This window comes from Sphingomonas panaciterrae (assembly GCF_036890205.1).
Lineage (GTDB): Bacteria > Pseudomonadota > Alphaproteobacteria > Sphingomonadales > Sphingomonadaceae > Sphingomonas > Sphingomonas panaciterrae.
Map to the genome: position 1 here is coordinate 40,836 of NZ_JAKNQR010000009.1, position 24,324 is coordinate 65,159.

Annotated in this window: 25 protein-coding genes and 1 pseudogene; 15 read left to right on the top strand and 11 right to left on the bottom strand. The window is 64.4% G+C overall.

Annotation, left to right across the window (positions count from 1 at the left end; genetic code table 11):
* Positions 1–107 precede the first annotated feature (107 nt).
* The 9 genes and pseudogenes from L8F96_RS15795 to L8F96_RS15835 all read left to right on the top strand — a co-directional run bounded on the left by L8F96_RS15795 (position 108) and on the right by L8F96_RS15835 (position 8,729).
* On the top strand, positions 108–1,463 hold the full coding sequence (locus L8F96_RS15795) for an McrB family protein (protein ID WP_334656668.1): 1,356 nt from the start codon (positions 108–110) through the stop codon (positions 1,461–1,463).
* Positions 1,464–1,470: 7 nt separating this feature from the next.
* A complete protein-coding gene (locus tag L8F96_RS15800; protein WP_334656617.1) occupies positions 1,471–4,038 on the top strand; it encodes a hypothetical protein in 2,568 nt (855 codons plus the stop codon).
* A gap of 97 nt (positions 4,039–4,135) precedes the next feature.
* Positions 4,136–4,697: pseudogene (locus L8F96_RS15805) on the top strand (SOS response-associated peptidase family protein).
* Positions 4,698–4,939: 242 nt separating this feature from the next.
* On the top strand, positions 4,940–5,242 hold the full coding sequence (locus tag L8F96_RS15810; RefSeq protein WP_334656618.1) for a hypothetical protein: 303 nt from the start codon (positions 4,940–4,942) through the stop codon (positions 5,240–5,242).
* Positions 5,196–5,735 (top strand): hypothetical protein, encoded by a 540-nt coding sequence (locus tag L8F96_RS15815; protein WP_334656619.1) that lies wholly within the window; start codon positions 5,196–5,198, stop codon positions 5,733–5,735. The genes L8F96_RS15810 and L8F96_RS15815 overlap by 47 nt, the downstream gene beginning before the upstream one ends.
* 135 nt (positions 5,736–5,870) lie before the next feature.
* Positions 5,871–6,086 (top strand): helix-turn-helix domain-containing protein, encoded by a 216-nt coding sequence (locus L8F96_RS15820; RefSeq protein ID WP_334656620.1) that lies wholly within the window; start codon positions 5,871–5,873, stop codon positions 6,084–6,086.
* A 58-nt stretch (positions 6,087–6,144) separates the two neighbouring features.
* Positions 6,145–6,384: a hypothetical protein gene (locus L8F96_RS15825; protein ID WP_334656621.1), complete on the top strand. Its 240-nt coding sequence runs from the start codon at positions 6,145–6,147 to the stop codon at positions 6,382–6,384.
* Positions 6,381–6,983 (top strand): hypothetical protein, encoded by a 603-nt coding sequence (locus tag L8F96_RS15830; RefSeq protein WP_334656622.1) that lies wholly within the window; start codon positions 6,381–6,383, stop codon positions 6,981–6,983. The genes L8F96_RS15825 and L8F96_RS15830 overlap by 4 nt, the downstream gene beginning before the upstream one ends.
* Positions 6,984–7,178: 195 nt before the next feature.
* Complete coding sequence (locus tag L8F96_RS15835) at positions 7,179–8,729, top strand: hypothetical protein (protein WP_334656624.1); 1,551 nt, start codon at positions 7,179–7,181, stop codon at positions 8,727–8,729.
* Positions 8,730–8,801: 72 nt separating this feature from the next.
* Here the strand turns inward: L8F96_RS15835 and L8F96_RS15840 are convergent, their stop codons facing one another.
* Both L8F96_RS15840 and L8F96_RS15845 read right to left on the bottom strand, forming a co-directional pair.
* Complete coding sequence (locus L8F96_RS15840; protein ID WP_334656625.1) at positions 8,802–9,995, bottom strand: tyrosine-type recombinase/integrase; 1,194 nt, start codon at positions 9,993–9,995, stop codon at positions 8,802–8,804.
* Positions 9,996–10,260: 265 nt separating this feature from the next.
* Positions 10,261–11,247 carry a bile acid:sodium symporter family protein gene (locus L8F96_RS15845; protein ID WP_334656669.1) on the bottom strand — a complete coding sequence of 329 codons (987 nt, stop codon included), beginning with the start codon at positions 11,245–11,247 and terminating at the stop codon, positions 10,261–10,263.
* A 293-nt stretch (positions 11,248–11,540) separates the two neighbouring features.
* Here L8F96_RS15845 and L8F96_RS15850 point away from each other — a divergent pair, with 293 nt between their 5' ends.
* On the top strand, positions 11,541–11,786 hold the full coding sequence (locus L8F96_RS15850; RefSeq protein WP_334656627.1) for a hypothetical protein: 246 nt from the start codon (positions 11,541–11,543) through the stop codon (positions 11,784–11,786).
* Between the two features lie 45 nt (positions 11,787–11,831).
* Here the strand turns inward: L8F96_RS15850 and L8F96_RS15855 are convergent, their stop codons facing one another.
* The 4 genes from L8F96_RS15855 to L8F96_RS15870 all read right to left on the bottom strand — a co-directional run bounded on the left by L8F96_RS15855 (position 11,832) and on the right by L8F96_RS15870 (position 15,082).
* A complete protein-coding gene (locus L8F96_RS15855) occupies positions 11,832–12,248 on the bottom strand; it encodes a hypothetical protein (protein WP_334656628.1) in 417 nt (138 codons plus the stop codon).
* A gap of 107 nt (positions 12,249–12,355) precedes the next feature.
* A complete protein-coding gene (locus L8F96_RS15860) occupies positions 12,356–13,129 on the bottom strand; it encodes an SDR family NAD(P)-dependent oxidoreductase (protein WP_334656629.1) in 774 nt (257 codons plus the stop codon).
* 39 nt (positions 13,130–13,168) lie between these two features.
* A complete protein-coding gene (locus L8F96_RS15865; RefSeq protein WP_334656630.1) occupies positions 13,169–13,513 on the bottom strand; it encodes a hypothetical protein in 345 nt (114 codons plus the stop codon).
* Positions 13,514–13,552: 39 nt separating this feature from the next.
* A complete protein-coding gene (locus L8F96_RS15870) occupies positions 13,553–15,082 on the bottom strand; it encodes a GGDEF domain-containing protein (protein ID WP_334656631.1) in 1,530 nt (509 codons plus the stop codon).
* 188 nt (positions 15,083–15,270) lie between these two features.
* Here L8F96_RS15870 and L8F96_RS15875 point away from each other — a divergent pair, with 188 nt between their 5' ends.
* From L8F96_RS15875 to kynU, 3 genes are all read left to right on the top strand, one after another.
* Positions 15,271–16,608, top strand: a complete 1,338-nt coding sequence (locus L8F96_RS15875; RefSeq protein ID WP_136450939.1) for an MFS transporter — start codon at positions 15,271–15,273, stop codon at positions 16,606–16,608.
* A 74-nt stretch (positions 16,609–16,682) separates the two neighbouring features.
* Positions 16,683–17,504, top strand: coding sequence for a tryptophan 2,3-dioxygenase (locus L8F96_RS15880; protein ID WP_125945361.1), 822 nt, complete (start codon positions 16,683–16,685; stop codon positions 17,502–17,504).
* 8 nt (positions 17,505–17,512) lie between these two features.
* Positions 17,513–18,757, top strand: coding sequence for a kynureninase (gene kynU / locus L8F96_RS15885; RefSeq protein ID WP_145117700.1), 1,245 nt, complete (start codon positions 17,513–17,515; stop codon positions 18,755–18,757).
* Positions 18,758–18,798: 41 nt separating this feature from the next.
* On the opposite strand, the gene egtD is transcribed toward kynU, so the two are convergent.
* From egtD to L8F96_RS15910, 5 genes are all read right to left on the bottom strand, one after another.
* Positions 18,799–19,776 carry an L-histidine N(alpha)-methyltransferase gene (gene egtD, locus L8F96_RS15890; protein ID WP_334656632.1) on the bottom strand — a complete coding sequence of 326 codons (978 nt, stop codon included), beginning with the start codon at positions 19,774–19,776 and terminating at the stop codon, positions 18,799–18,801.
* Between the two features lie 60 nt (positions 19,777–19,836).
* The gene (gene egtB / locus L8F96_RS15895) at positions 19,837–21,090 is read right to left on the bottom strand and encodes an ergothioneine biosynthesis protein EgtB (RefSeq protein WP_334656634.1); all 1,254 of its coding nucleotides are present in this window, start codon (positions 21,088–21,090) and stop codon (positions 19,837–19,839) included.
* Positions 21,091–21,245: 155 nt separating this feature from the next.
* Positions 21,246–21,482 carry a twin transmembrane helix small protein gene (locus L8F96_RS15900; RefSeq protein WP_046409368.1) on the bottom strand — a complete coding sequence of 79 codons (237 nt, stop codon included), beginning with the start codon at positions 21,480–21,482 and terminating at the stop codon, positions 21,246–21,248.
* Between the two features lie 10 nt (positions 21,483–21,492).
* On the bottom strand, positions 21,493–22,320 hold the full coding sequence (gluQRS, locus tag L8F96_RS15905) for a tRNA glutamyl-Q(34) synthetase GluQRS (protein ID WP_334656635.1): 828 nt from the start codon (positions 22,318–22,320) through the stop codon (positions 21,493–21,495).
* A gap of 66 nt (positions 22,321–22,386) precedes the next feature.
* Positions 22,387–23,190 carry an enoyl-CoA hydratase/isomerase family protein gene (locus tag L8F96_RS15910; RefSeq protein WP_046409365.1) on the bottom strand — a complete coding sequence of 268 codons (804 nt, stop codon included), beginning with the start codon at positions 23,188–23,190 and terminating at the stop codon, positions 22,387–22,389.
* Between the two features lie 99 nt (positions 23,191–23,289).
* On the opposite strand from L8F96_RS15910, the gene L8F96_RS15915 reads away from it, so the two are divergent.
* Complete coding sequence (locus L8F96_RS15915; RefSeq protein WP_125945367.1) at positions 23,290–23,859, top strand: HNH endonuclease; 570 nt, start codon at positions 23,290–23,292, stop codon at positions 23,857–23,859.
* Between the two features lie 23 nt (positions 23,860–23,882).
* The gene (locus tag L8F96_RS15920; RefSeq protein ID WP_125945368.1) at positions 23,883–24,296 is read left to right on the top strand and encodes an EF-hand domain-containing protein; all 414 of its coding nucleotides are present in this window, start codon (positions 23,883–23,885) and stop codon (positions 24,294–24,296) included.
* Positions 24,297–24,324 lie beyond the last annotated feature (28 nt).

Genomic DNA, 24,324 nt, shown 5'->3' on the forward strand with positions numbered 1-24,324 from the left:
CGCAGCTCATGCAACTTCGACACCGTCAGCTGCAGGAACTGCTGAGCGAGAAGCGGGACAGGCTGATCGCCCTCGGACTGGTGGACGCCAGCGACATCGATGCGGTGATGCCGGAAAACGAAGGCGGTCGGGACGATCGCTCCGGCGTCGGTTTCTCCGAAGCGTTGGACGGCGACTTCTCGTGCCTCGCGCCGGTGCTGCAGGTACAGCTCCAGAAGAACGGCCTGCTCTACACTCAGGCGCTGCTCCGCGACTTTCTGGCGCTGCTGCGCACGCGCGACCTCGTCGTGCTCGCGGGGGATTCGGGCTCGGGCAAGACCAGCCTTGTCCGCGCGGCGGCCGATGCGATCGGCGGCGTCTGCACCGTCGTGCCCGTCAAGCCGAACTGGACCGGTCCCGAGGATTTGCTTGGATACTACAATCCGATGGAGCGCAGCTATCAGGCGACCCCGTTCCTGGTCGCACTCCAGGCGGCCGCGCGAGAGCCCGACGTTCCCCACTTCATCTGTCTGGACGAGATGAACCTCGCGCGGGTCGAGCACTATTTCGCCGACTTCCTCAGCCTGCTCGAGCAGCGCGCCGACCTGCCGACGATCCAGCTCTATACCGCGGACGAGGAGCGTCACGTCGTCGTCGAGCAAGGGCTATTCCTCCATGTCGAGGCGGAGGCGCGTCAGCGCGCCGGGCTCGGCGACACGGCGACGCTTGAGGACATCTTGAGCGACGACCGGGCCAACGCCGAGATCCACCGCCTGAGCGGTCTTGCCGACAAGGAGTCGGTGCTAATGCATCATGCCCGCCTGCGACGCTCGCTCGCGGCGCAGATGCGCATGCCCATGTCCCTGACCCTGCCGGCGAACGTCTGGATCTTCGGCGCGGTCAACATGGACGAGACAACGCATCAGCTGTCCCCCAAGGTGCTCGACCGCGTGCACGTGCTCCGGTTCAGCAATCCGATGCTTGCCGACTGGGACGCGATCGAGGCCGAGATCGACGCGGCTGCTGACGCCCTCCCCTCTGACCTGCCGTCGATCCTGATCCGGCCCGACGAGATCGGCCTGCGACAGGACTATCCCACCTTCGACCGGCGGGACGAGGACGTGCGCTTCCTGTCCGACATTTCGCGCCGGTACCTCGATCCGCTCGGCGTGGAGTTCGGTCTGCGCGCGATCCGCCAGGCGCAGGGATACATAGCGGCAGCCGACGCCGCAGGCCTCAGCCGTCACCAGGCGCTAGACGGCGTAATCCGGCACAAGATCCTGCCCAAGATGGCGTTCGACGCCGCCCGGCCCACCGGGAGCGGACGTGCGCGGCGCAATATCCTTGTCGAGCTGCGCGACGAACTGGCGAAACGCTTGGAGAGCACGGACGTCAACATGGACGCGGGCAGCGTCGCCGAACTCGATCGGATGATCCGCCTGGCCGAAGGCAATAACGGCGTCGTCAACTACTGGCTGCGCTGACCGGCCAATGGACGTGCTGGCGCACTATCTCGAAATCCAGTGGGAGTCGGAGAACACGCCGCGCAAGGTGACGGTATCGACGCATTCTATCGAGATCGAGAAGGCGCCCGACGGCGTCCTGCACGCCGAGGTGTCGATCTTCCGGGACTTCGCCCCGTGGCTCGGCCTCCATCTCTCGGGGCCGCTCGCCAATGTGGAGCCGGTCACAGTGGGAGCGCAGGACGAGCGCACGCCGTGGCTCAAGATCCAAGACGACCAAGGTCGCGAATGGTGGATCCCTGCGACGGGATGGAGCAGGAAGGCCGGGCGGCACGTCGCCGAGATGCACCGTTCGTTCGGGACCTTTGAGATCGAGATCGGCCCCGGGCGCGGGCTCGTCGTCGACGCGGTCGCGCTGGAGCTCGACCGGGCGCATGCCCAGGACTATCTCGACGACTTCCGCGACGATATGGTGTGGCTTGCCGTCGGACAGCCGACGGGTGCCGCGGCACAGGCGGGCTCCGACTACAGCCAAGCACTGGTCGAGGCTCTCGCCGACTTCGCGCAGGCAGCCAGACGGGTCCTCCAGCATCACGCGCGCGAGGTCCGGGAGGCGACCACCCTCGTGCCGACCACGAAGCTGAGGCCCAGCGCCGACACCTTCAGGGCCGCGATGCGGCGCCCGGGAGCAAGGGCGTATCCCGGGCGCGTCGCGGTCGAGAGCGCCGACGTGCCGGAGAACAGGTATGTCCGCGGCATGGTCGAGCACTGTCGCCGCCTCGCCCACTCGATCGCACGTGCATCTGATCGCCATCATGGTCATCTTGCTGCGAGGGCGGAGAGGGAAAAGGTCCGGACCGAAAGACTCAAAGCGATGGACGTGGTCGAGGTCGACCCGGAGATCTTCGATAACCAGATCGCCGAGATCGTTCAGACAATGGACGCCATCGAGAAATGGTCAGCCGATCCTTCGGTGCCGGATCGCAGCGGACGGGAGTTCTACTTCCAAATCGGGGACGAGTTCAGGGAAGGCGGTCGTGGTCCGCGAGAGATGTTCTACCTTAACCCGTCCCGCGACAGCGCTGTCGACGCCAAGAACGGCATCAACCACAGCGTAGCCCGACTGCCTGAACGGCTTCACGATCTCGTCATGGCGGGACGTCGGATCGATCAGCATCTTGCCCTGAGGGTGATTGGCGATGCTGCCGTCACGACTTTCAAATCAAAATATGGGATAGGTTTCCGTCGAGCCGTCTTCACTCACATCGCGCAGGTTCAGGTTCACTCACCCGTCCTGCAGCGAAGGATGGCAGCGCGCGCCAGCCTGGAGCAGAACGGCTGGCAACGGCGGCTCAGCGCCACGGAGCGCAAGGAGATCGAACTCGAGGCGCGGACGGCCCGATCCCGGGCGGCACACCTTGAGCAGCGCGCAAGACTGAGCGAGGCGGTCCACGACAGCCTCCACGTCTTCGAACGTGACATGGGCATGCAAGTTGCGGGATGGGAAAGGGCCGGAGTCGGCTCGACCGCCATGTTCCCGATGGGCATGCGCTTCGCACAGAACCCGATCTATGCCGCGGCTCTGGGGGCGTTTCAAAGGGTGTTGGAACTCGAGCGCCATACCGGCATCGGGGGCGATGCGCTGGATCGGCTGGGCAGCATCAACATGCTCCACGCCAGCGCCGTCTACGAGCGCTGGTGCCTGATTAAGATCATGGACGTTCTGATGGAGGACTTCGACTTCGCGCCACAGGGCGAATGGGTTGAGCAAGTGATCGCATCGGCCTGTCGCGCCGGAGGGCATGCTAACAAGGGCTTCTCCGTCGACTTCCGTCGTGCCGATCCGAACATGACGGCCCGCGTCGAAATCGAGCCGATGCTCGACAACGGCAGGCGTCCGGACTTCCGGCTCCGCTTCGAGATGGATCGACCGGACAGCTCGAGTAAGTCGATCTTTCGGGATTTGGAAAACGGTGCGTCGGGACTGGTCATGGACGCCAAGTTCCGGACCCGGTGGCAGCACGACGAGCTGGCCGAGATGCTGAAGCTGCTGGTGGAGACGAAGAGGTACGATCAGGACGGATGTCGCGTCTTCATCCTGCAGCCCGCGCGGGGCGCAATCCGGGACCGCTCATCGCCGCTCGGCTGGGGCCGCGACTGCGACTACGGGCATCGGTACCCGACGCGACATGCCCATGGCAGCATCCAGCTTGCCGCTGACATCGCCGGGGTCGGAGGGTCGGTGACGAACCTGCGCCGTCTCATCGCAATGGAACTGCAGGATGTGTTCCCCGAGCCGGAAGCGGAAACGATCCGTGGGCCGAAGGGGGACGTGGAGGTCTGCACCGCGACGTCAAGCTTCTGCATCAGCTGCGGCACGACGCACGACGTCGAGGACGTCGCTCCCGGCAGGACCGGCCGCGACAACCGGAAATGGTACTTCGGCTGCGCGAGATGCGGCGCGGGCACCATGCACACGCGCTGCTTTGGCTGCGGCACCACGATTCACAAGAACGGCCTGCAGATGACGTACCATCTGACGGTCGCCGATCAGATCTCGAACGTCGTTTGCCAGCAGTGCGGCAGGGGCTTTTAACGCGGGAGGTGAGCCCTGCCCGTCTTAGGGCCCGGGACGCTGAGCTTATATGCGCAACGGACAGTTGCCATTGTGGGCGGCTGCTGAGGATCGGATCATGTGCAATCGCGCCCGCATGTCGAATGAGCCCGAGACCTGTGGCGCTCGGCCGCCAAGCTCTTCAGCGAGCGGCCCCGCGACAATCGGTTCGATTCGCGCGAGCTGCGGCCCAAGAGCCGGAACTACGTTATTCGCGAGCAGGATGACGAGCGCGCGTGGGACGTGATGACCTGGGACGTTTTGGGCGGTAAGGCCGCATGGCCGATGACCAATGCCCGCCAGCTCGGACTGCCACAGTGGCGGAAGCTCGCGGAGAAGCCGGAAAACCGCTGCATCGTGCCGCCGGCCGAGTTCTGCGAGTTCACGCCCGACAAGCATGCCCTCGGCGACGGCGAGCCTCCACTGAAGGGCGAGATGTGGTTCAACGTGGTGGATCAACCGTCGCGGGCTTTTGGCAGCGGACCGAAGACGGCAATCCCTTCACCATGGTGACATGCGATCCCGAATGCGTTGGTCGTGCCGATCCACCCAAGGCGATGATTACGATTCTGGAGTTCGAGGACATCGCTTTGTGGTTGCGCGACTCTAATAACGAGATCGTCGCACTGCAAGAGCCTTGAGACCCTGCCAAGATGAGTGTGCGCGGGGCAGTGTTCCCGACCCGCCGAGACGAGCGCTAGGCTCCGCTTAGCGGCCGCGGTCTTGATGCGGTTGGCGACAAGCTGGCGGGTGGACTCCCCGACGGTGATGACCATGCGCGCGCTTTCGCCGCGCTCGCGCGCCTTCTACATGGCATCGTCCACCATCGCCTGGGCAAAGACACCTTTTAGTCAATCGTAGCATCAAATTTGGGAGATACGTAATGGCTAAGCCATATATAGGAAGGAGTTGGCTACATGTTAAATGGAGCGATGAGGAGCGCGAGGTAATTGTCAGATTGATGCATTATCTCTCTAAGAAACTAGAGTTGTACTGCGTTGTGTTAGGTATGGACCTTGGCTACAAGTACGGGATGCCAGAGTTTTTTGATGCAGCTGAGGAAGCTACTCGTGCTATTATAGAAATTGGTGAGGAAAAGCGTGAGTTCATATTTGAAGAGTTTGCCAAAAAACACTTCTATGTTAATGATTCAGCAATACTCCGCCTTTCGAGATGGCGAAGGTAATAATAGTTCGCCTGAGGTAATGCGTGCGCAGCTAGCTAAAGCATTACGGTGGCTGGAGCCGATGTTTGATCAAATTGCAGGGGCAGGCGAAGAAGGTTCAGGTGCATACTCCGCGGCCATGATCGACGCCATTAATGCCCTGAACGCCGGCGAGACGCCTGAAATTTTTGCCCCTTCAGCAAGACGGGGAAAGGAAACAAACGCATACACGTTGAACAAGTTGCGATTGGAGCTTGTCCTTCTTGGTCAATCTTTAGACCGTACGAAATTGCCTATGCACGAAGTCGACAAGATGTTCGTTAATGCTGTTGGGCATCAGTGGGACACGGTATCACGATGGGATAAGTCCGCCCGAAACGTTTTGGTTCCGGATACTATAGCCGAGATCGAGAGATCCGTTGCAGATCGGGTGTGGGGGTTAACTAACAGGCATGTAAGACGAGAAATAAAGAGTGCTGGTCACAGATATAACGCTGCACGGCGGAAGAATTAATATGCCTCGTGCGGAAGCTCGCTTTCGGACAATGGAAACCTTGCATTTTCCCGGAGAATGTCGGCCGAGACGTTTCCTTGGCAAATCGCGTGAGTGCGGCATAGTTCGTCTTCCTCCAACAACGGAGGAACGACTATGTCGATCAAACAAGCCGAACCCGCGCCCTGCGCTTCCATCCTCGTGGACGTGCGTGAGGCTGGGCGCCTCATCGGCGTAAAGCGTACGCTGGTTTTCTCACTCTTGCGGCAGGGGCTCCTGGTCCGCTGCAAGATTGGTCATCGTACGCTCATCACCCGTGCCAGCATCGAACAGCTGGTGGCGAACGGCGTGAGCCAAAGCGGAGGGCGTTGAGGTGCCCCGCCGTAACATCACTCAAATCGGCCGACCGCCCCGCAAGTATCGCGTGGACTTGGATCCGAACGCAAAGTTCGAGAAGGCGGCAGATAGCGCCAAAGAGGATCGTCGACGGGCGAAGCTGCTTCGATCGGCGAAGCTGCCTCCCAAGCTGAAGGCCGCAGCCAACGATCTTGCCGATCGCCTAGATGGCCGTTCAGTCCCTGAAACACCTGCATCGAGCCGCTACATGCGCGAGCAGCGTATCGACGTCGTCGGTGCGCTCTGGCAGCTGTGCGATGAGCGCGCAAAATGAGGGCGGGCGCCGTCACCATCGTCCACGAGGACTGGTCCAAGGACAGCGAGGAGCTGCTGCAAACCGACCCGCGCAAGCTGAACGCAGCCCTCCTTCAACACCTCCACCGCCACGGCGTCCGCGATGTCGACGGCTGGCTGTTCGCCTCGATCCACGGCGACTTCGATCCCATCACGAAGCGGTTCCAGCTGCACTACCACATCGTCGCGGCGGGCGGCATGTTGAACGTGCTGCGGCGCCTGGCGGCTGGTCCCATGTTCCGGAGTACGCGGCCTGAGGGTCGAAAGTCGGGCACCGTATATCAAAAGGTGCACTTCAGCCGGCGGCCGTTGCGCAATGTCCCCTACACGCTGAGCTACCGGCTGCAGAGCTACTGGTCGAAGACAGTCACCGTGAACCTAGGGGACGAAGAGAACCCCCGGATGGTACGCCGAAGCCGCCAAGGACGCATCCCGGAGCCGTACCATAGCTTGAGCCTATTGTGGCTCGATCGCTGGAGGCTGCAGGATCTCACGCTGTTGGTGAAGTTGGGTGTGACAACCAAAGGCCTTGTTCGCTCAAAACGAGCAAACCCGCGTAATCGAATTGAGGGGCGATGATGTGCGTTACTGCCATCAACACCCACCATAGCGGCCACAACCAGCATATTAGCAGCATATTACTGCACAACACTGGCTAGCGCACAATCACGCGCTCAATCTCCCAACATTCATCTCGGGGATTCGTTCTGCCTCGGCGCCTGAGGGGGCGTCGGGGACAGAGGGGACTCTGACTTTTCGGGAAAGACACACATCATGAGCAAACCACGGCAGAAGGTCGAACTAGCGACCACCGATGCAGGGCGCCAGTACGCCTGCCTCACCACCCCGCGCGAGCAATTTTGGGAGCCAGGATCCCTTGCTAGGGGATCGCGACACAAGCTGGGAGCAGAGCTAGCGCGCTGCGGCATCTATCTCAGGGATCAGAGCGACCGGGAGCAGATCGCCGCGATGATCGCGGCCGCAACGCCGTACGCTGGTGCCCCACCAATCGACCAGCCGGGCTTTAGTGGTCCTCATTTTGCCTTTGCGGATGGCTCGATCATGTCGCCGCCAGACGCTGTACCCGGACCGTATATTGGTGAAATCAACGCATCGAAGCGATTGATTGGCTCCTTCGAGGGTTGGTCAGATGGGGTGGGCGGCCGCCTGAAGGGGCAACACCTCCCAAAAACAGCGGTGCAGTTGGCGCTTGCTGCTCCCCTCGTCGCACTTGGCATGCTGTCGCAGCAGCCGTTGATCATTGAATTGGTGCTGCCAAACGCCGCAGCCGGAGCGCCGCTGATGGCTATCTGGCGCTCAATCCTGGGGCAACTCTCCCTTTCATGTTCGGGCGCCTTAACATTCCCGGATGTGCTGGAGCTCTCGAAGAACGGCAAAGATCTCTTCCGCGACCTGCTCCATGTGGTTCGCGATGCTGACCTCATCCTGGCGGCGGCATCTTCCGCGTCAAGAAGGGCTCAGGTTTCGAAGTTCCTCTGCGACGCTGGTCAGCGCTCACGCCCGCAGTCGTACATCTTACTTAACACGCGGCCAATGTCAGATCTGGTCGGTGCCGGCACCGAATTGGCGACGCTGATCGATGCTCGTACCATCAAGTTGGTGCTTGGGACGGATCGAAGTCTCGGCGTTTTCGATAGACACCCCGCCGGAGAGCCGGACATCGCGTCCTTCTCCCGAAGCCTTGAGGCAGCCGCAAGTCATCACCAGGGTCACCTGATGAACAGCTTCATCTCGCGCCTGGTACTGAAGCTTGCGCAGGATGAAGCCGGCCTTCGTGAAATGATCACAGAGCGCATTCAGGTTTTTAAGAGTAGGGCGGGGATCGATCAACATGATGGACAACCGTGTCATGCTGCGAATACGTTTGGTTTGATCTATGCTGCTGGTTGGTTGGCGGAAAGCTGGGGGCTTTTGCCGAACTACGGACATCCTGGAAACTCGCCGCGTATATGCCTGCAGACTCTATTATCCAGATTGCCAAAATCGAAGCCCTTCGACGAGGAGCTCGCATTACTGGCGCGAGATCCTGAAACTGTTCATCTCGGTTACGGGCAAGTCACTCCTGAGCCATCGATGACTAGGACGGCGGCCGTGTTGGTGCGGCACCACAAGAACCGCCGCGAACTCATGGTTCGCTCCCAAGCGATCAATCGAGTCTTTCCTAACTGGACTGCACGCTTGTCCACTCCTGAGGTGCAGGCTCGACTCATTCGCGAAGATACGAGGATTCAAGTGCGACGACGACTGGTGGCCGGAGAACCACAGGAGTTAACGTATAGCTTCCGCTTGCCTGACTTGGAGTGAGCGCGGCCAGGCCGATGCGGGTATCGCATCGGCCGTTTGCCGGCGCCATGCGTGCTCAAGATTGTACGAGGTCTACGTTGTGGGAGTGTTCCCGAGGTAGGCTGCCCACCGTTCCATGAGTTCTCGGCGTCGTTCGATAGCCGTACCGCGGCGGTAAGCACGCTCGGCCTTGTTCTGAATCGTATGCGCAAGCGCTGCTTCGATGAGCTCGCGCGGGTAATCTGTTGCGTCACCGGCCCAGTCGCGGAAGGTTGAACGGAAGCCGTGGGTAGTGATGTCCCCGTGTTTCATGCGTCGGAGCAGCATCGCCATCGCCATGTTCGAGCGCGCTGCTCCGCCAACTCCGAAGATCGCGGCTTCGGGCTGGACAATCGCCGGTTCGACCCGCTTCAGAAGATCAAGGGCGGCTTGCGAAAGCGGGACAACGTGCTCGGCACCTGCCTTCATTCGCGCAGCCGGTACGGTCCATGATTTCTTGGCCATGTCGACCTCACCCCAAGTGGCGCCAAGTGCCTCACCGCTGCGCGCTGCAGTGAGGATGACGAACTCAAGGCAGCGCGCGGCCACAGCTTCTCGCTGTCGCAGCTCAGCCATGAACGCCGGCGCATTTTGCCACGGGAGGGCGGCATGATGCCCACGATCAAGCTTGGAAGGTGCGGGGAGCAGGACCGAGAGATGGCCGCGCCAAGCGGCCGGGTTCATGGAATCTCGAGGCCGTTTTCCACGTGCCTTTGCGGCGTCCAAGATCTTCTCGATGCGGCCGCGAACGCGCTTCGCCGTTTCGGACTTCGTCAGCCAGATCGGCGTTAAGACGGCTAGGACCTCGTCAGTGCCAACCGCGTCGATCGGCGTGTCACGCATGGATTGGGCGTGGTCGCGAAGACTGCTCCGCCACTGTTGCCGATGCACCGGATTCTTCCAGCCGGCCTCAACACTGGAAATGTACTCTTCTGCGAACTCGCCAAAGGTCGGTACTCGCGGCATTTCCGCCGGAGCGACTGGCGTCAGCACCTGACGTGGGTTTCTGCCGATCGCGACCGCCTCCCGCATTTCACCAGCAATGCGCCGGGCAGAAGCGAGTGACACGCTTTGCGCCGACCCGAGCCCGATCTCCGTGCGCTTGCCACCCTCTACATGCATGAACACCCAAGATCGTGTTCCCGCCTTCGAGACACGGAGGTACAAGCCGCCTCCATCTGCGTGCCGGCCTTCCGTCTTTAGGCTCGCCACCTGCTTCACGTTCAGCTTGTTGATAGGGCGAGCCATGTGTCGATCGTCTCCGGAAAGCCGGCCTCAACGCCCACTTTCATGCCCACTCGTGTGCCCACTTGTGGCGCGGTCGTCAACGAAGCTGTGCGATCGCTCTTGAACGGTGGCCCAGGCGAAAACGCTGCCAAGGCCCTAGAGTGTAGAGGGAATTTGTCCATCAGCGACCATTCCCGAACCTTCGCGAACTAAGCAGTTCTACGGACTCCGTCTCCGCCACTTTGCCTCATCGCCATTGATCCCGGTCGTCGCCAGGCCCCTTGAATCACGCTGGCGCCCGCACCGGCGCGGCTTCTCCGTCCTCCTGAGCATAGCGCTGCGCCAGATGCGCGCAGACCAGCAGCTGGATCTGGTGAAAGATCATGACCGGCAGGATGATCGGCCCGACCTGCGCCGCCGGGAACAGCACGCCGGCGATCGGCACGCCGGATGCGAGGCTCTTCTTCGATCCGCAGAACAGGATGGCGATCCGGTCGGCGCGATCGAAGCCCAACCGCCGCGCGATCCAGGCGGTCGCCACCATGATGACCGCCAGCAGGATGGCGCAGATGATGCTGAGCACGACGAGCTGCCAGATCGGCATCCCCGACCACAGTCCCTCGACCACCGCCGCGCTGAACGCGGTATAGACCACCAGCAGGATCGATCCGCGGTCAACCGTGGACACCAGGCGCGAATGGCGCGCGACGAAGGCCTTGGTCAGCGGGCGGGAAAGATGCCCCGCGACGAACGGCACCAGCAACTGGAAGACGATCGTCCAGATTTCGTCCCCCGCGACCTTTGCCTCGCCCCCGATCAGCAGCGCAACCAGCAGCGGGGTGAGTGCGATGCCCAACAGGTTGGAGGCAGACGCGCTGCATACCGCCGCGGGGACGTTCCCACGTGCCATCGCGGTAAAGGCGATCGACGACTGGACCGTCGAGGGCAGCAGCGTGAGGAACAACAGCCCGGTCGCCAGGGACGGGGTCAGCATCGTGCCTGCGACCGCCGCGGTACCGATCCCGAGCAACGGGAACAGGCCGAAGGTGATCGCCAGCACGACAAGGTGCAGGCGCCAGTTCGTCAAACCCTGCACGATCGCCTCTCGCGACAACTTTGCGCCGTGTAGAAAGAACAGAAGCGCGATCGCAACGGTCGTCAGCGCGCCGAACAGGCGCGCGCCTTCGCCCCTGCACGGCAATAATGAGGCGACCAGCACGGTGAAAAGCAGCAGCAGGCTGTAGCGATCGATCTTGCGAATGGCGGAAAGCAGGGCAACTTCCTCTTTGTCATGGCCGGGTTCGAGGCCCGGCGGCCATGTAGCACGCGCGCGCCTGCCTTGGCACAGACCTTTCCCCCGACACCGGTGTCATGGATCAACCAAGTTCTTTGCCCGAAGCAGCGCTGCTGTTGGTCCAGGCACGCCGCGTGATGCATGTGGAACACAGCAATGGGGAAAATTACGTAGCGCTTGTTGATAATCGTGCTTCTGTTGACACTTTGTGAGCAGTCTGGCGTTGCTATGCCCGGCGGCTTCGGCTGCCCTTTAAAGGGAGATGTGGGATGATGAAGATACTGTCCGGCCTCGCGGCCAGCGCGCTTGTTCTTGCGCCAATCTCGGCCACCGCGGCTCCGGCCGCTTCGGCGTCGAAGCTTTCCGTCGCCTCGTCGGCCCGCGTCGGCGCCGCCACCGGCAAGTCCGATCGCGCTGTCGCTGGCGGCGGCATCATTGCGGCCGTTCTCGCAGCGGCAATCGTTGTCGGCGGCATCGTGCTGATCGCCGACAACGACGACGACTCCGACAGCAACTGATGTAACGCGGCGGTGGCGTCCCAAGGCGCCACCGCCGTTGTTCACCTACGCCGCCGGGCTTCCGGCGTCGCGATCGGCAAGCAGCGCCTCGATGTCGTCGGCCGGCAGGTTGAACGCCGCGGCGAGGCTGGCGATCGACGCCCCCCTGCCGGCGAGCGCGCGGACGCGCTGACGATCGACCACCATCGTATAGCCCGACGTATCGCGCTGCTCCCGGACAATATCCTTGCGTCCCGAACCGCGGCGGCGCTGCTCGGCCGCGCGATGCGGGTCGCTCGCGGTCAGCTCCGCATCGGCGCGACGTCGCTCCTGCCGCAGCGCCTCGCGTGCCTGCGCCGATGCGGCGCGCTCCGCCGCCCGCGCCTCAAGGCGGGGAAGCGTTGCATCTCCCCTCGCGGATCCCGCGCCGCGCGCGTGGCGTTGGTCGGCGCCAGCGCCTGCGCCCCAACTCTTGTGTACCATGGCGCGATCTACTCCTCGCTTGCGCACTCCATTGCGACGCGGTGACCATGCGGCCGCCACGCGCGGAGGGGCTCCTTAGCGATCACGCCTGCTTTTTGAACCCGCTCCTATCGGTCCTGCCCCCCGTCCACGGGCACGATCGCGCCGGTCACGAAACTGGCCATCGGGCTGAGCAGGAAGGCTGCCACCCGGCCGATCTCCTCCGGCGTGCCGAACCGCTGCAGCGGCACCTCGCGCCGGATCCAGCGCCACCATGTCTCGGCGCGCGGGCCGGTCGAGCGTTCTTCCCAGTCGCCGCCAGGAAAGATGATATTGCCCGGCGCGATGGTGTTGACCCGCACCCCGCTCGGCCCCGCGATCACCGCCAGCTCCTTGGCCAGATGCCCCAGTGCGGCCTTCGCCGTGCCATAGGTGAGGGGCGTGCCCAGCGCCGCCAGCCCGGCGATCGATCCGATCATCAGCACCGACCCTTCCCCACGCGGGGTCAGGCGGCGCAGGGCGGCGCGGGCTAGAAAGAAGGCCGAATCCAGGTTCTGCGTCATCCCGCCGCGCCACGCATCGTCGGGAACGTCGAAGCCTGGCGGGCAGGGATGCAGCCCGACATTGGCCACCGCGCCCCACAAGGGGCCGAGCGCCGCTTCGGCGGCGGCCATCGCCTCCTCCACCGCTCCTGGATCGGTCATGTCGCCGGCGGCGCTCCATAATCGGTCCGCGCCAAAGCGCGCGCTGAGCGCCTCATGAGTCTGCGCCAACGCCTGTGCGCCGCGCGCGGTGAAGGCGACCTTCGCACCCTCGGCGAGACAGGCTTCCACGATGCCAAGACCGATACCGCGGCTTCCTCCGGCAACGAAAATGGTCTTGCCCGAAAGTCCCAGGTCCATGCGATCCTCTCCCCTTTGCCGCCGCCTGCCGGACGGTTGTTACGTCGTGGCGGGCAGGTCCTCGGCCGCCGCCGCCCGCACCGGTGTCCGCTCGCGCCGCCAGCGCAGCCCGAGGAACAGCACGGTGGGCCAAAACAATGTGTTGATCGTGTCTGCGATCGTATCAGGCCAGCGCCACGATCCGTGATTGTAGCGGTCGATACATTCGTTGAGCAGCTGGAGCGCGGCGACACAGGCGAGCGGGATCGGCGTCGACAGCGATCGGCGGGTGATCAGCCGCGCCAGCAGCAACACGGCCATCCCCCCATGCACGTGCGCCAGCGCATCGGGATTGGCGGGCGTGATCAGGCCCGCCACGACACTCTTCAACGCGACATAATCCATGCGCTGCTTGTGCGGCGGCGCCGATGGGAGCGCAACTGTTCAGCGAGGGGCTGCGCGGGGATAGCGTATCTGGTTGGGCCGGTCTGCCGATGGCCCGGTGGTTTCCGGCGGCAGGTCGCTCAGCCACTCCACCCGGTTGCGGCCCTTGCGCTTGGCCCGGTACAGCGCCTCATCCAGCTTCCGGAACAGATCAACATGGTCGACCGCCGCCCGATCGAGACAGCAGGCAGCGACGCTGACGGTCGCATTGACCACTCGGGCGTTCCAGAAGATCCGCTGCGCGGCGAAGGTGTCCCGCAGCCGCAGCGCTAGCGCTTCGGCACTCGCCGGATCGGCGACCCGCGCGATGATCGCGAATTCCTCCCCGCCCAGCCGCGCGATCAGATCGCCCTCCCGACAGCAATCGCGCGCCGTCTTGGCGAACAGCTGGAGCATCGCATCGCCCGCCAGATGGCCATGCTGGTCGTTGATCCGCTTGAAATGATCGATGTCGAGCCACAGCACCGCCAGATGCCCGCTGTCGTCACGCCGCGCGGCCAGTCGCTTGCGCAGCTTTTCCTCGAACGCGCGGCGATTGAGCAGGCCGGTGAGCGGATCATGGTTCGCGGCATCGCGCAGCTTGTGGAGCAGGCCATCATGCACCGCGATCGCGCTGCTGATGGTCAGGGGGACCAGCACCAGGAATGCCACCGCGACCCGAACGGACACGACATTGTACGGATTGGCCATGTCCTGGCCGATGTCGATGAAGCCAAGGCCGATTGCCGTCAGGCACCCGACGCCCATCGCCATGGAGATGACGGCCGTTGCAGGAACGCTATAGGCCAGGGCACACAGCAGCAGCCCCGGCATGGGAAACATGATGCTGCCCGGCCCATCGAAGCGCACCGCGGCGATGCACGACGCCACCAGCAGTAGCAGCGGCCAGCGCGGCCTGGTCGAACCGCGGATGCAGGCCAGCAATTGCCGCGGTGTGACCCGGCGCACGGGCATGTTCAGGATCGCGGGCAGGACGACCAGATAATTGACCAATTCGCCCGCCGGCCAGGTAAGCAGCGCCTGCGCGGGGGAGCCGTTGAACGCGATCACCACCAGTGCCGCACCGCAAAGCCCTGCCGCGAGGCACGCGGGGAGCAACGACATCACGATGCGCAGGACGGAGTGTACCCGCTGAAGCGCCAGGTCGCGCGGGTCGAGCCGCAGCAGGAACATCGTCGCCACCATCGCGCCGACCACGTTGGTGATCGCGAACATCACCGCCAGCGACAGCGGTCGCCCGAACATCAGGTCCGTGGCGATGAAGCCGGCAAGCGCCCCCACCCAGCTCGGCCAGCAGCGAAGCCGCGGATTGCGCACCATCAATCCTGCCAGCAGTGCGTTGGCCGGCCACAAGGACACCGAAAACGCCTGATGCGTCGCCAGGCCGACGGCGCTCGCGGTCAGGATTGCCAGCCCGATCAGCACCATCGCGCGCGCGCCGACGATCAGCTGCTCGCGTGACGACGCCGCGCCGCCATGCGTCGCCCGACGTTCGCTGACGTCTGCTGATGAGGCGACGGGAAAGGACATGCGCAGCCCGATAGACTGGAACGGTAAATTTACGGTGAGGACGCTGCCTGCGCCAGCTGGTTAACCATTGCAAGTCGCTGTTTTCGTGTAAGCGTTTCCATGTACGCCACGCGATCGTTGCTGGTGATCATTTTGCGCGCATCGCCGACCATGCTGGCAATGTCGGACGCCGTCGCTAGAAAAGTCGGATGACCGATCATGGCGCGACCAGCTCCGCTTATCTTCGCCGCGTCGTCGGTGCCTCGATGGCTGGCACCATTGTCGAATGGTATGAATTCTTCCTCTACGGGACCGCTGCGACACTGGTGTTCGGGAAATTGTTCTTCCCGCCGACCGGCAACAGCCTTGATGGAATCATCGCGGCCTTCGCGACCTATGCCGTTGGCTTCATCGCCCGCCCGCTGGGCGGCGTGGTGTTCGGCCATGTGGGCGACCGGATCGGTCGCAAGTCGCTCCTTCAGGTCAGCCTGGTGCTGATCGGCGCCTCGACGTTCCTGATGGGGTGCCTGCCCGGTTTTGACAGCATCGGTTATTGGGCGCCCGCGCTGCTGGTGACGCTGCGCTTCATCCAGGGCTTTGCCCTTGGCGGCGAATGGGGCGGGGCAGTGCTGCTGGTGACCGAACACAGCCCGGACGATCGGCGCGGCTTCTGGGGCAGCTTCCCCCAGGCGGGGGTGCCGCTGGGCAATCTGCTGGCGACGCTGGTGCTGCTCATCCTGTCGGCCACGCTGACGGACGAGGCGTTCCTCGCCTGGGGCTGGCGGGTCGCCTTCTGGCTGTCGGTCGTCATCATCGTGATCGGATATTACATCCGCACACAGGTCAGCGATTCGCCGCTGTTCCAGGCCGCGCGCGAACAGGCTGACCATGCCGCCGACTATGGCCTCGTCGATGTCTTCCGCCGCTATCCCCGCGCGCTCCTCACCGCCATGGGCCTGCGTTTCGGGGAAAACATCCTCTATTACATGGTCGTCACCTTCTCGATCACCTACCTCAGTTATCGCGGGATCGAGACGGGCCGCATCCTGACGTTGCTGTTCCTCGGCCACGTCGTGCACGTTCTGGCGATCCCCGCGGCCGGCATGGCGGCCGACCGCATCGGTCGCCGACCGGTCTATCTCGCCGGCGCGGCGCTGGCGATCGGTTGGCCTTTCGCCGCTTTCCCCATGTTCGACACCGGCGACACGGCGATCATGCTGGCCGCCGTCATCGCGGGGCTCGGCGTACACGCGCTGATGTATGCGCCTCAGCCGGCGATCATGACCGAGATGTTCCCGACGCGGATGCGCTATTCGGGCGTCTCGCTCGGGTATCAGGTAACGGCGATCGTCGCTGGCTCATGGGCGCCGCTGATCGGCACCGCGATCCTGCGCAACCACGACGGCTGGCTGCTGCTCGCGCTCTATATCGCCGGCAGCGCTGCGGTCAGCTTCGTCGCGGCGCTCATGATGCGCGAAACGCGCGGCATTTCACTGACTGCGATCGACCGCGCCGACACGCAGCGTCTCGTCGTCGCGGGGCGCTGAGCGCGCGACATCCGATCTGGCCGGATTGCGCCGGCTCATGAAGCAAAAGCGGCCGAAAGCGGCTAAAGAAGGCCATGGACACCCAAAGCGATCCCGCCGTCGCCCCGGCAAAGGGCCCAAGCTACGCCAGCTACCTGCGCCTCGACGACCTTCTCGCCTGCCAGTCGCCCTTGTCGGGTACGCACGACGAAATGCTGTTCATCGTCATCCATCAGGCATCCGAGCTGTGGATGAAATTGTGCCTCCACGAACTGACCGCCGCGCGCGACGCCATCGCCACATCGCGCCTCGAACCGGCGTTCAAGATGATGGCCCGCGTTGCGCGCGTGCAGCAGCAGCTGATCGGCAGCTGGGAGATTCTCGCCACCATCACCCCGGCCGATTATTCCGCGATGCGCGGGAAGCTGGGCACCAGCTCGGGATTCCAGTCGCATCAATATCGCGCGATGGAATTCCTGATGGGAAACAAGAACGCGGCCATGATCGACGTCTTTGCCGACGCGCCGCCGACCCAGGCCACGCTCACCGACGCGCTGACGCAGCCGAGCATCTATGACGAGGCGCTGCGCGCCCTTGCGCGCGCCGGCCTGCCAGTGCCCGAGGATCGACTGACGCGCGACTTTTCAAAGCCTTATGTCGCCTCGCCCCAGGTCGAGATGTGCTGGCGCACCGTCTATGCCGAGCCGGAACGCCATTGGGATCTCTATGAACTCGCCGAAAAACTCGTTGATCTCGAATATCGCTTTCAGCTCTGGCGGTTCGGCCATCTCAAGACCGTCGAGCGCGTGATCGGGTTCAAGCGCGGGACCGGCGGCACCGCCGGCGTGCCGTACCTGGCGCGGGTCATCGACCAGGTATTCTTTCCCGAGCTGCTGACCGTGAGGGCTGTATTGTGAGCGCGCCCATGACCACCAACTGGCCTGATCTCGACGCGGTCCAATCGTGGGATGCCGCTGATCCGCTGGCGGCCTGCCGCGCGCGCTTCGCGCTTCCCGTGGGAACGATCTACCTCGACGGCAATTCGCTCGGCGCGCTGCCCCGTGCGACGGCCGCCCGCGTCGCCGATGCCGTTACGCGGCAATGGGGCACCGATCTGATCGCCAGCTGGAACAAGCACGGCTGGATCGAAGCGCCCGCCCGCCTCGGCGCGCGCATTGCGCCGCTGATCGGTGCTTCGCCCGACGAAGTGATCGTGGCGGATTCCACCTCGGTCAATCTGTTCAAGCTGCTGGCGGCCGCCTGTGCCGCGCGCCATGACCGGTCCACCATCCTGGCTGAACCCGGCAATTTTCCGACCGACCTGTACGTTGCCAATGGCGTCGCGAAGATGATGCCGGGCCGCACCGTCCGCACCGTGCCGGCGGCGCAGATCGCGACGGCGATCGATCAGGACACGGCCGTCGTGCTGCTGACCCACGTCCATTACAAAACGGGCGCTATGCTCGACATGGCAGGGATCACCGCCGCGGCACATCGTGCGGGCGCGTTGATCCTCTGGGATCTCAGCCACAGCGCGGGCGCTGTCGAACTGGATCTCAACGGCTGCAGCGTCGATCTCGCCATCGGGTGCGGCTACAAGTATCTGAATGGCGGGCCGGGCGCGCCAGCCTTCCTGTTCGTCGCCCGCGCCTTGCAGCAGACGCTGTCGTCACCGCTGTCGGGCTGGATGGGTCACGCCGCCCCGTTCGACTTCGGAGACGAATATGCGCCCGCGCCGGGTGTTCGTCGCTTCCTCTGCGGGACTCCGCCGATCCTGGCAATGAGCGCGCTTGAGTCCGGGCTGGACACCTTCGACGGCACGACGTTGGCGCAACTGGTGGCGAAAAGCCGAAGGCTCGGGGACCTGTTGATCGCGGGTATCGAGGCGCGCTGCGTCCGGCATGGCTTCACGCTCGTGACCCCGCGCGATCCGTTGGCACGCGGCAGCCACGTCAGCATCGCGCACCCCCATGCCTGGGAGATCTGCCAGGCGCTCATCGCCCGCGGCGTGGTGGGCGATTTCAGGGCGCCGGATGTCCTACGCCTCGGGCTGACCCCGCTTTACACCAGCTTCGAGGATGTCTGGCAGGCGGTCGACCGGCTCGCCGCGGTGATGGACGAGGGCGCGTGGCGCGATCCTGCCTTTGCCGAGCGCGCGGCGGTGACCTGATCGACCGGGCGGCTGCCGATCGCCTGACCGGCAATCAACAATCAGGGCGCGGGGCGTTCCGGCTGCGCCTCCGCCAGGGTCACCGCGAACAGCCCGTGAGGATCGGTCCACTCCGCAACTGGGGTCCAGCCGCCGGCGCGCAGCAGGATACGGGCGTCGCGCGGCCCGTATTTGTGGCTGTTCTCGGTATGGATCGTCTCGCCGGCCGCGATCGTGAAGGGGCGGCCCTCCACCGTGAAGGCGGCGTCCTCGGTCGCCTCCAGATGCATTTCCACCCGCGCCCGATCATCGTTCCAGATCGCCCGGTGCCGGAAGGCGTCGAGCGGGATGGTGCCGTCCAGCTCGCGATTGATCCGGCCCAGCAGGTTGCAGTTGAATGCCGCAGTCACGCCCGCTTCGTCGTCATAGGCACGCTCCAGCACCGCCTGATCCTTGATCCGGTCCATGCCGATCAACAGATGCGCGCCCTCACCCAGCGAGCCGCGCATTGCGCGCAACAGGTCCACCGCCGCCAGCGGGATCAGGTTTCCGATCGTGGATCCGGGGAAGAAACCGAGCTTGGGTGATGCCTCGATCGTGCGCGGCAGCGTCAACGTGCGGGTAAAGTCCGCCTCGAACGGCAACACGAACAGCTCGGGATAGCGCGCTGACAGGTCACGCGCCGAATCGCGCAGGAAGTCGCCCGATATGTCGATCGGCACGTAAGCAGAGGGGCGGACCGCATCGATCACCAGCGGGGTCTTGGTCGATGAACCCGAACCGAATTCCACCAGCGCGGACCCCTCCGGGACACGTGCGGCCAGGTCGGCGGCTATGTCGCGGAGGATACCGGTTTCGGTCCGGGTCGGGTAATATTCCGGCAGCCGCGTAATGTCCTCGAACAGCTCCGACCCGCGCCGGTCATAGAACCACCGTGCTGGGATCGCCCGGGGGCGGCGTTCCAGCCCGCTGAGCACATCCGCGCGAAACTGCGGGTCCGTCAGCGAGGCTTGTCCGTCCTCCATTTCCGGCTTCAGCATCAGCGTCCCTTTCCGATCGATGTCGATGTGGCGCCACCACGGTGGGACGGCGCCTTGTCCTCAGAGGTCCTTCGCCAACCGGACGCCGGTGAATTGCCAGCGCTGGTGGGGGTAGAAGAAGTTGCGGTAGCACGCGCGAGCATGGCCGCGCGGCGTGGCGCAGGATCCGCCGCGCAGGACAAACTGCCCGCTCATGAACTTGCCGTTATATTCTCCCACTGCCCCATCGACGGGGGCAAAGCCGGGGTAGGGGCGATAGGCGCTGCCGGTCCATTCCCAGACGTCGCCGAAGAATGCCGGCCCCTCGGCGGACGGGTGCGGCTCCACCGGCCCGGCTTCGTCCATCTGGTTGCCGCCGGCGGGATCATGGCCCGTTGCTGCCGCCTCCCATTCAAATTCGGTCGGAAGCCGCGCGCCGGCCCAGCTTGCATAGGCATTGGCCTCAAAGAAGCTGACGTGTGTGACCGGCGCGGCCGGATCCACCGCACGCCGCCCGTCGAGGCCGAAGCGTGTCCACACGCCGTCGCGCTCTTCCCAGTAGAGCGGTGCGGTGATGGCCTCTCGCTGGACCCAGGCCCAGCCATCGGACAGCCACCAGCGCGGCTCGCGATATCCACCATCGGCGATGAACTGCTGCCATTCGCCATTGGTGACGGTGCGGCTGGCAATCGCATGCGGCGCAACCAGCGCGCGATGGCGCGGCCCCTCACAATCGAAGGCGAAACCGGCGCCGCCATGGCCGATCTCTACGATCGCTTCCTCCCGTTCGAGCCACTCGATCGCCGCGGGCATCGCAACGGGGACTTTTGGGGCGGCGGCCCATAGCGCCGGCTCGAGCGGGTTCTCGGCAAAGAGATGCAGGGTATCCGTCACCAGCAGCTCCTGATGCTGCTGTTCGTGGTGACAGCCCAGCTCAACAAGCGTGCGCGCCGCCGGCGAAAGGGTGGGAAGTGCGGCGACCACCGCATCATCCACGGCCGCGCGGTAGGTGCGCACCTCATCCAGCGTCGGCCGCGTCACCATGCCGCGGCGGCTGCGCGCATGGCGCCGTCCCTCGGCCTCGTAATAGCTGTTGAACAGGAACGGGAAGCGGCGGTCGTGCAGTCGATAGCCCGGCACATGGTCGCGCAGGACGAATGTCTCGAAGAACCAGCTCGTATGCGCCAGATGCCATTTGGCGGGCGAGGCATCGTCCATCGACTGTACGGTGGCGTCGGCGTCGCTCAACGGCGCCGCCAGCGCGTCAGTAAGCGCGCGAGTCGCCTTGTAGAACCCGGCGGTCGGGTCTTCGTCGGCTGCGTGTCGCACGTGCATCCTGTGCTCTCCCCAGTTCACGGCACGCATTCACGGCAGGCGATCAGCGCATGGATCAGAGGCGACAGGAAAGGTTATCCCTGCCGCTAATCTGGATCAGGAGAAGGAACGAGCAACCGGCTTTTTTGTTCAACGCGCAGCGTTGAAGGCTCGCGTCAGTTGCGCCCAGCGGCGAACAACATGACCACGACGATCAGGATCGCGAGCGCCTGGAACAGGATGCGCTGTTGCATCATGCGGTTGGACTTCAGCTGGCTGGCGGTCGGCCCCGTCTGCCCGGTCCCCCGCGCCTCCGCGCTGGCGTTCTGCAGAAACGCGACAATGCCGCGGATCAGTGCCACGAGCGTCGCGATGAGCGCCGCGACCAGGAGGATGACCAGAAACGTCTGCATGCCACCCAATCTAGGTGGTGTGGAGGCCGTTGGGAACCCGCCCCGCGCGCAGATCGGCAGCAATGGCCCGTCCATTCACGCCGCTCTCGCGCATCGCGGCCAGCGTCGGGGCACCGTGCCGCTTGGCAAGCCGCTGCCCGTCCTCGCCAGCGAGCAGGCCGTGGTGATGGTAATGCGGCGTCGGCAGGTCGAGCAACGCCTGCAATAGCCGATGGACATGGGTGGCCGCGAACAGGTCGCGCCCGCGCACCACATCGGTCACACCCTGCCACGCATCGTCGACGGTGACCGCCAGATGATAGCTCGCCGGCGCATCCTTCCGCGCTAGGACAACATCGCCGGCCGACGGAGGATCAGCGGGGATCGTCCGTTCGCCGTCCTGCCACGCCAGCGCGCCAACCTGCGCGACCGCGCGCGCCATGTCGATACGCCAGCAGAACGGCCGATCACTGCCGTCCTGTCGTTCGCGGCAGGTGCCGGGATAGACCGGCTCGGCACCATGCGGCGCAGAAAGGCTGGCGGCGGCGATCTCGGCGCGCGTGCAGTAGCAACGGTAGAGCAGCCCCATCTCCCGCAGGCGATCGAGCGCCGCGGCATAAGCGGGCAGGCGATCGGACTGGTGCACGACCGGTCCGTCCCAACTCAGGCCCAGCCAGGTCAGATCGTCCATGATCGTCTGCACATGCTCGGGCCGGCTGCGCGTCCCGTCGATATCCTCGATTCGCAGCAGGAACCGGCCGCCGGCGTCGCGGGCAAGATCATGCGCCAGCATCGCCGACCATGCATGGCCAAGATGCAGGCGACCGGTGGGGGAGGGGGCGAAACGGCTGACGATCACGCCGCGCGATGTGCGTCGCTTCGCCCCGCTCGGCAACCCCGCCGTGTCCCTCGCGCGGTTCGGGTCTCAGCGTCCGCTGAACACCGGCTCGCGCTTCTCCATGAAGGCGGCGACCCCTTCCTTGTGATCCTCGGTCGCCATCAGCCGCCGGATCGTCTCGATCGCCCAGCCACCCAGGTCACGCGGATCGCCATAAGCGGCACGGCGCAGCCCTTCCTTCATGTAGCGCAGGGCAAGCGGCGGATTGGCGGCAATCCGGCCCGCCAGCGCGCGCGCCGCGGTCAGCAGTTCCTCATGCGGCACCACTTCGCGCACCAGGCCAATGCGATAGGCCTCGGCCGCGTCGATCACGTCGCCCGTGAACAGCAGCTCTGCGGCCTTGGCCGGGCCGACGATTGAGGGAAGGCGGTAAAATCCGCCCACGTCGCATACCAGGCCGCGCTTGATGAACAATTCGGCGAACTTCGCCTTTTCCGACGCTATGCGAATGTCGGCGTAGAGCGCCAATTCCATGCCCCAACCAACCGCGGCGCCGTTCACCGCGGCGATCACCGGCTTGTCGCATTCGAGCGCGGCGATAGCCGCGGGGGTGGGCTGGTACCGCACGATTGGCGGCGCCTTGCGCTTCGCAAACGCGTCCGGCCCGGCCATGATCTCGCCCACGTCATCGCCGGAGCAGAAGGCCGGGTCCGCCCCCGTGACGATCACGCAGCGCGCGTCCTCGTCGCTGACGGCGCGGCGGAAGGCCGCTTCGAGCTTGGCGTAAGCGTCCCAGTTCAGCGCGTTGCGCCGCGCCGGTCGGTTGAGCGTGATCGTGGCGATATGGTCGGCCACGTCATAGGTGACGCTCTCGCTCGTCTGGTCGTTCATTCGTCCTCTCCCCTTGACCCGGCTTTTCTCCGGCTGTCATCATGGCGTCATCGCGGGACGCGACACGGTCCGGCGACACGGTATCGAAGGGGAGCGCGCTTGTTCCATCCCGATCTGATCCGGCATCCGGACGCCTGCCCGGCGCTCGTGCTGAACGCCGATTACACGCCGTTGTCTTATTATCCGCTCAGCATCTGGCCGTGGCAGACTGCGGTCAAGGCCGTGTTTCTCGACCGCGTCGATATCGTCGCCCATTATGAGCGCGAGGTGCGCAGCCCCAACCAGACGATGCGCCTGCCGTCGGTGATCGCGCTGAAGCAATATGTGAGGCCGTCACAATTCCCCGCCTTCACCCGCTTCAACCTGTTCCTGCGCGATCGCTTCGCCTGCCAATATTGCGGCGGGCACCTGCGCGACCTGACCTTCGACCATGTCGTGCCGCGCGCGCAGGGCGGCCGCACGACCTGGGAGAACGTCGTCACCGCCTGCGCGCCGTGCAATCTGCGCAAGGGCGGGCGGACCCCCAAACAGGCCGGCATGCCGCTCCATATCGAACCGATCCGCCCGACCAGCTGGCACCTGCAGGAACATGGGCGAAGCTTCCCTCCCAACTATCTCCATGAGACATGGCACGATTGGCTCTATTGGGACGTTGAGCTCGAAGCCTGATCTTGAGGGAGGTTGATACGGCAATGCGATCATGGATCGTCGCCGCGGCGATTGTGCCGCTTTTTCTGGCTGCGTGCGGCGCGCGTGACGAGGATGAGGAAACGCCAGCGGCTGCGAATTACAGCCCTCCCACGGTCACCTCGCGGCTCGATTTCGGCAGCGAGATCGAACGGCGCTTCCATGACAATGACGTCAATCGCGATGACAAGATCACGCCTGACGAACTGCCGGAACGGTTGCGGCCGATGATCGCGCGCGGCGACAAGAACGGCGACGGCGCGCTTAGTGCAGAGGAATGGGGCAATTTGCTGCTCGACTGGTTCGATCGCAACGATCTGAACAAGGACCGCACCCTGACCAGCGAGGAGCGTGAAACCTATCGTGCGCAGCAGCGGGCGCGCCGTGCCGCTGCGGCACCTGACGGATCTGCGCGTTGACGATGGAAACCGGTGAGGCGCAGCAAGG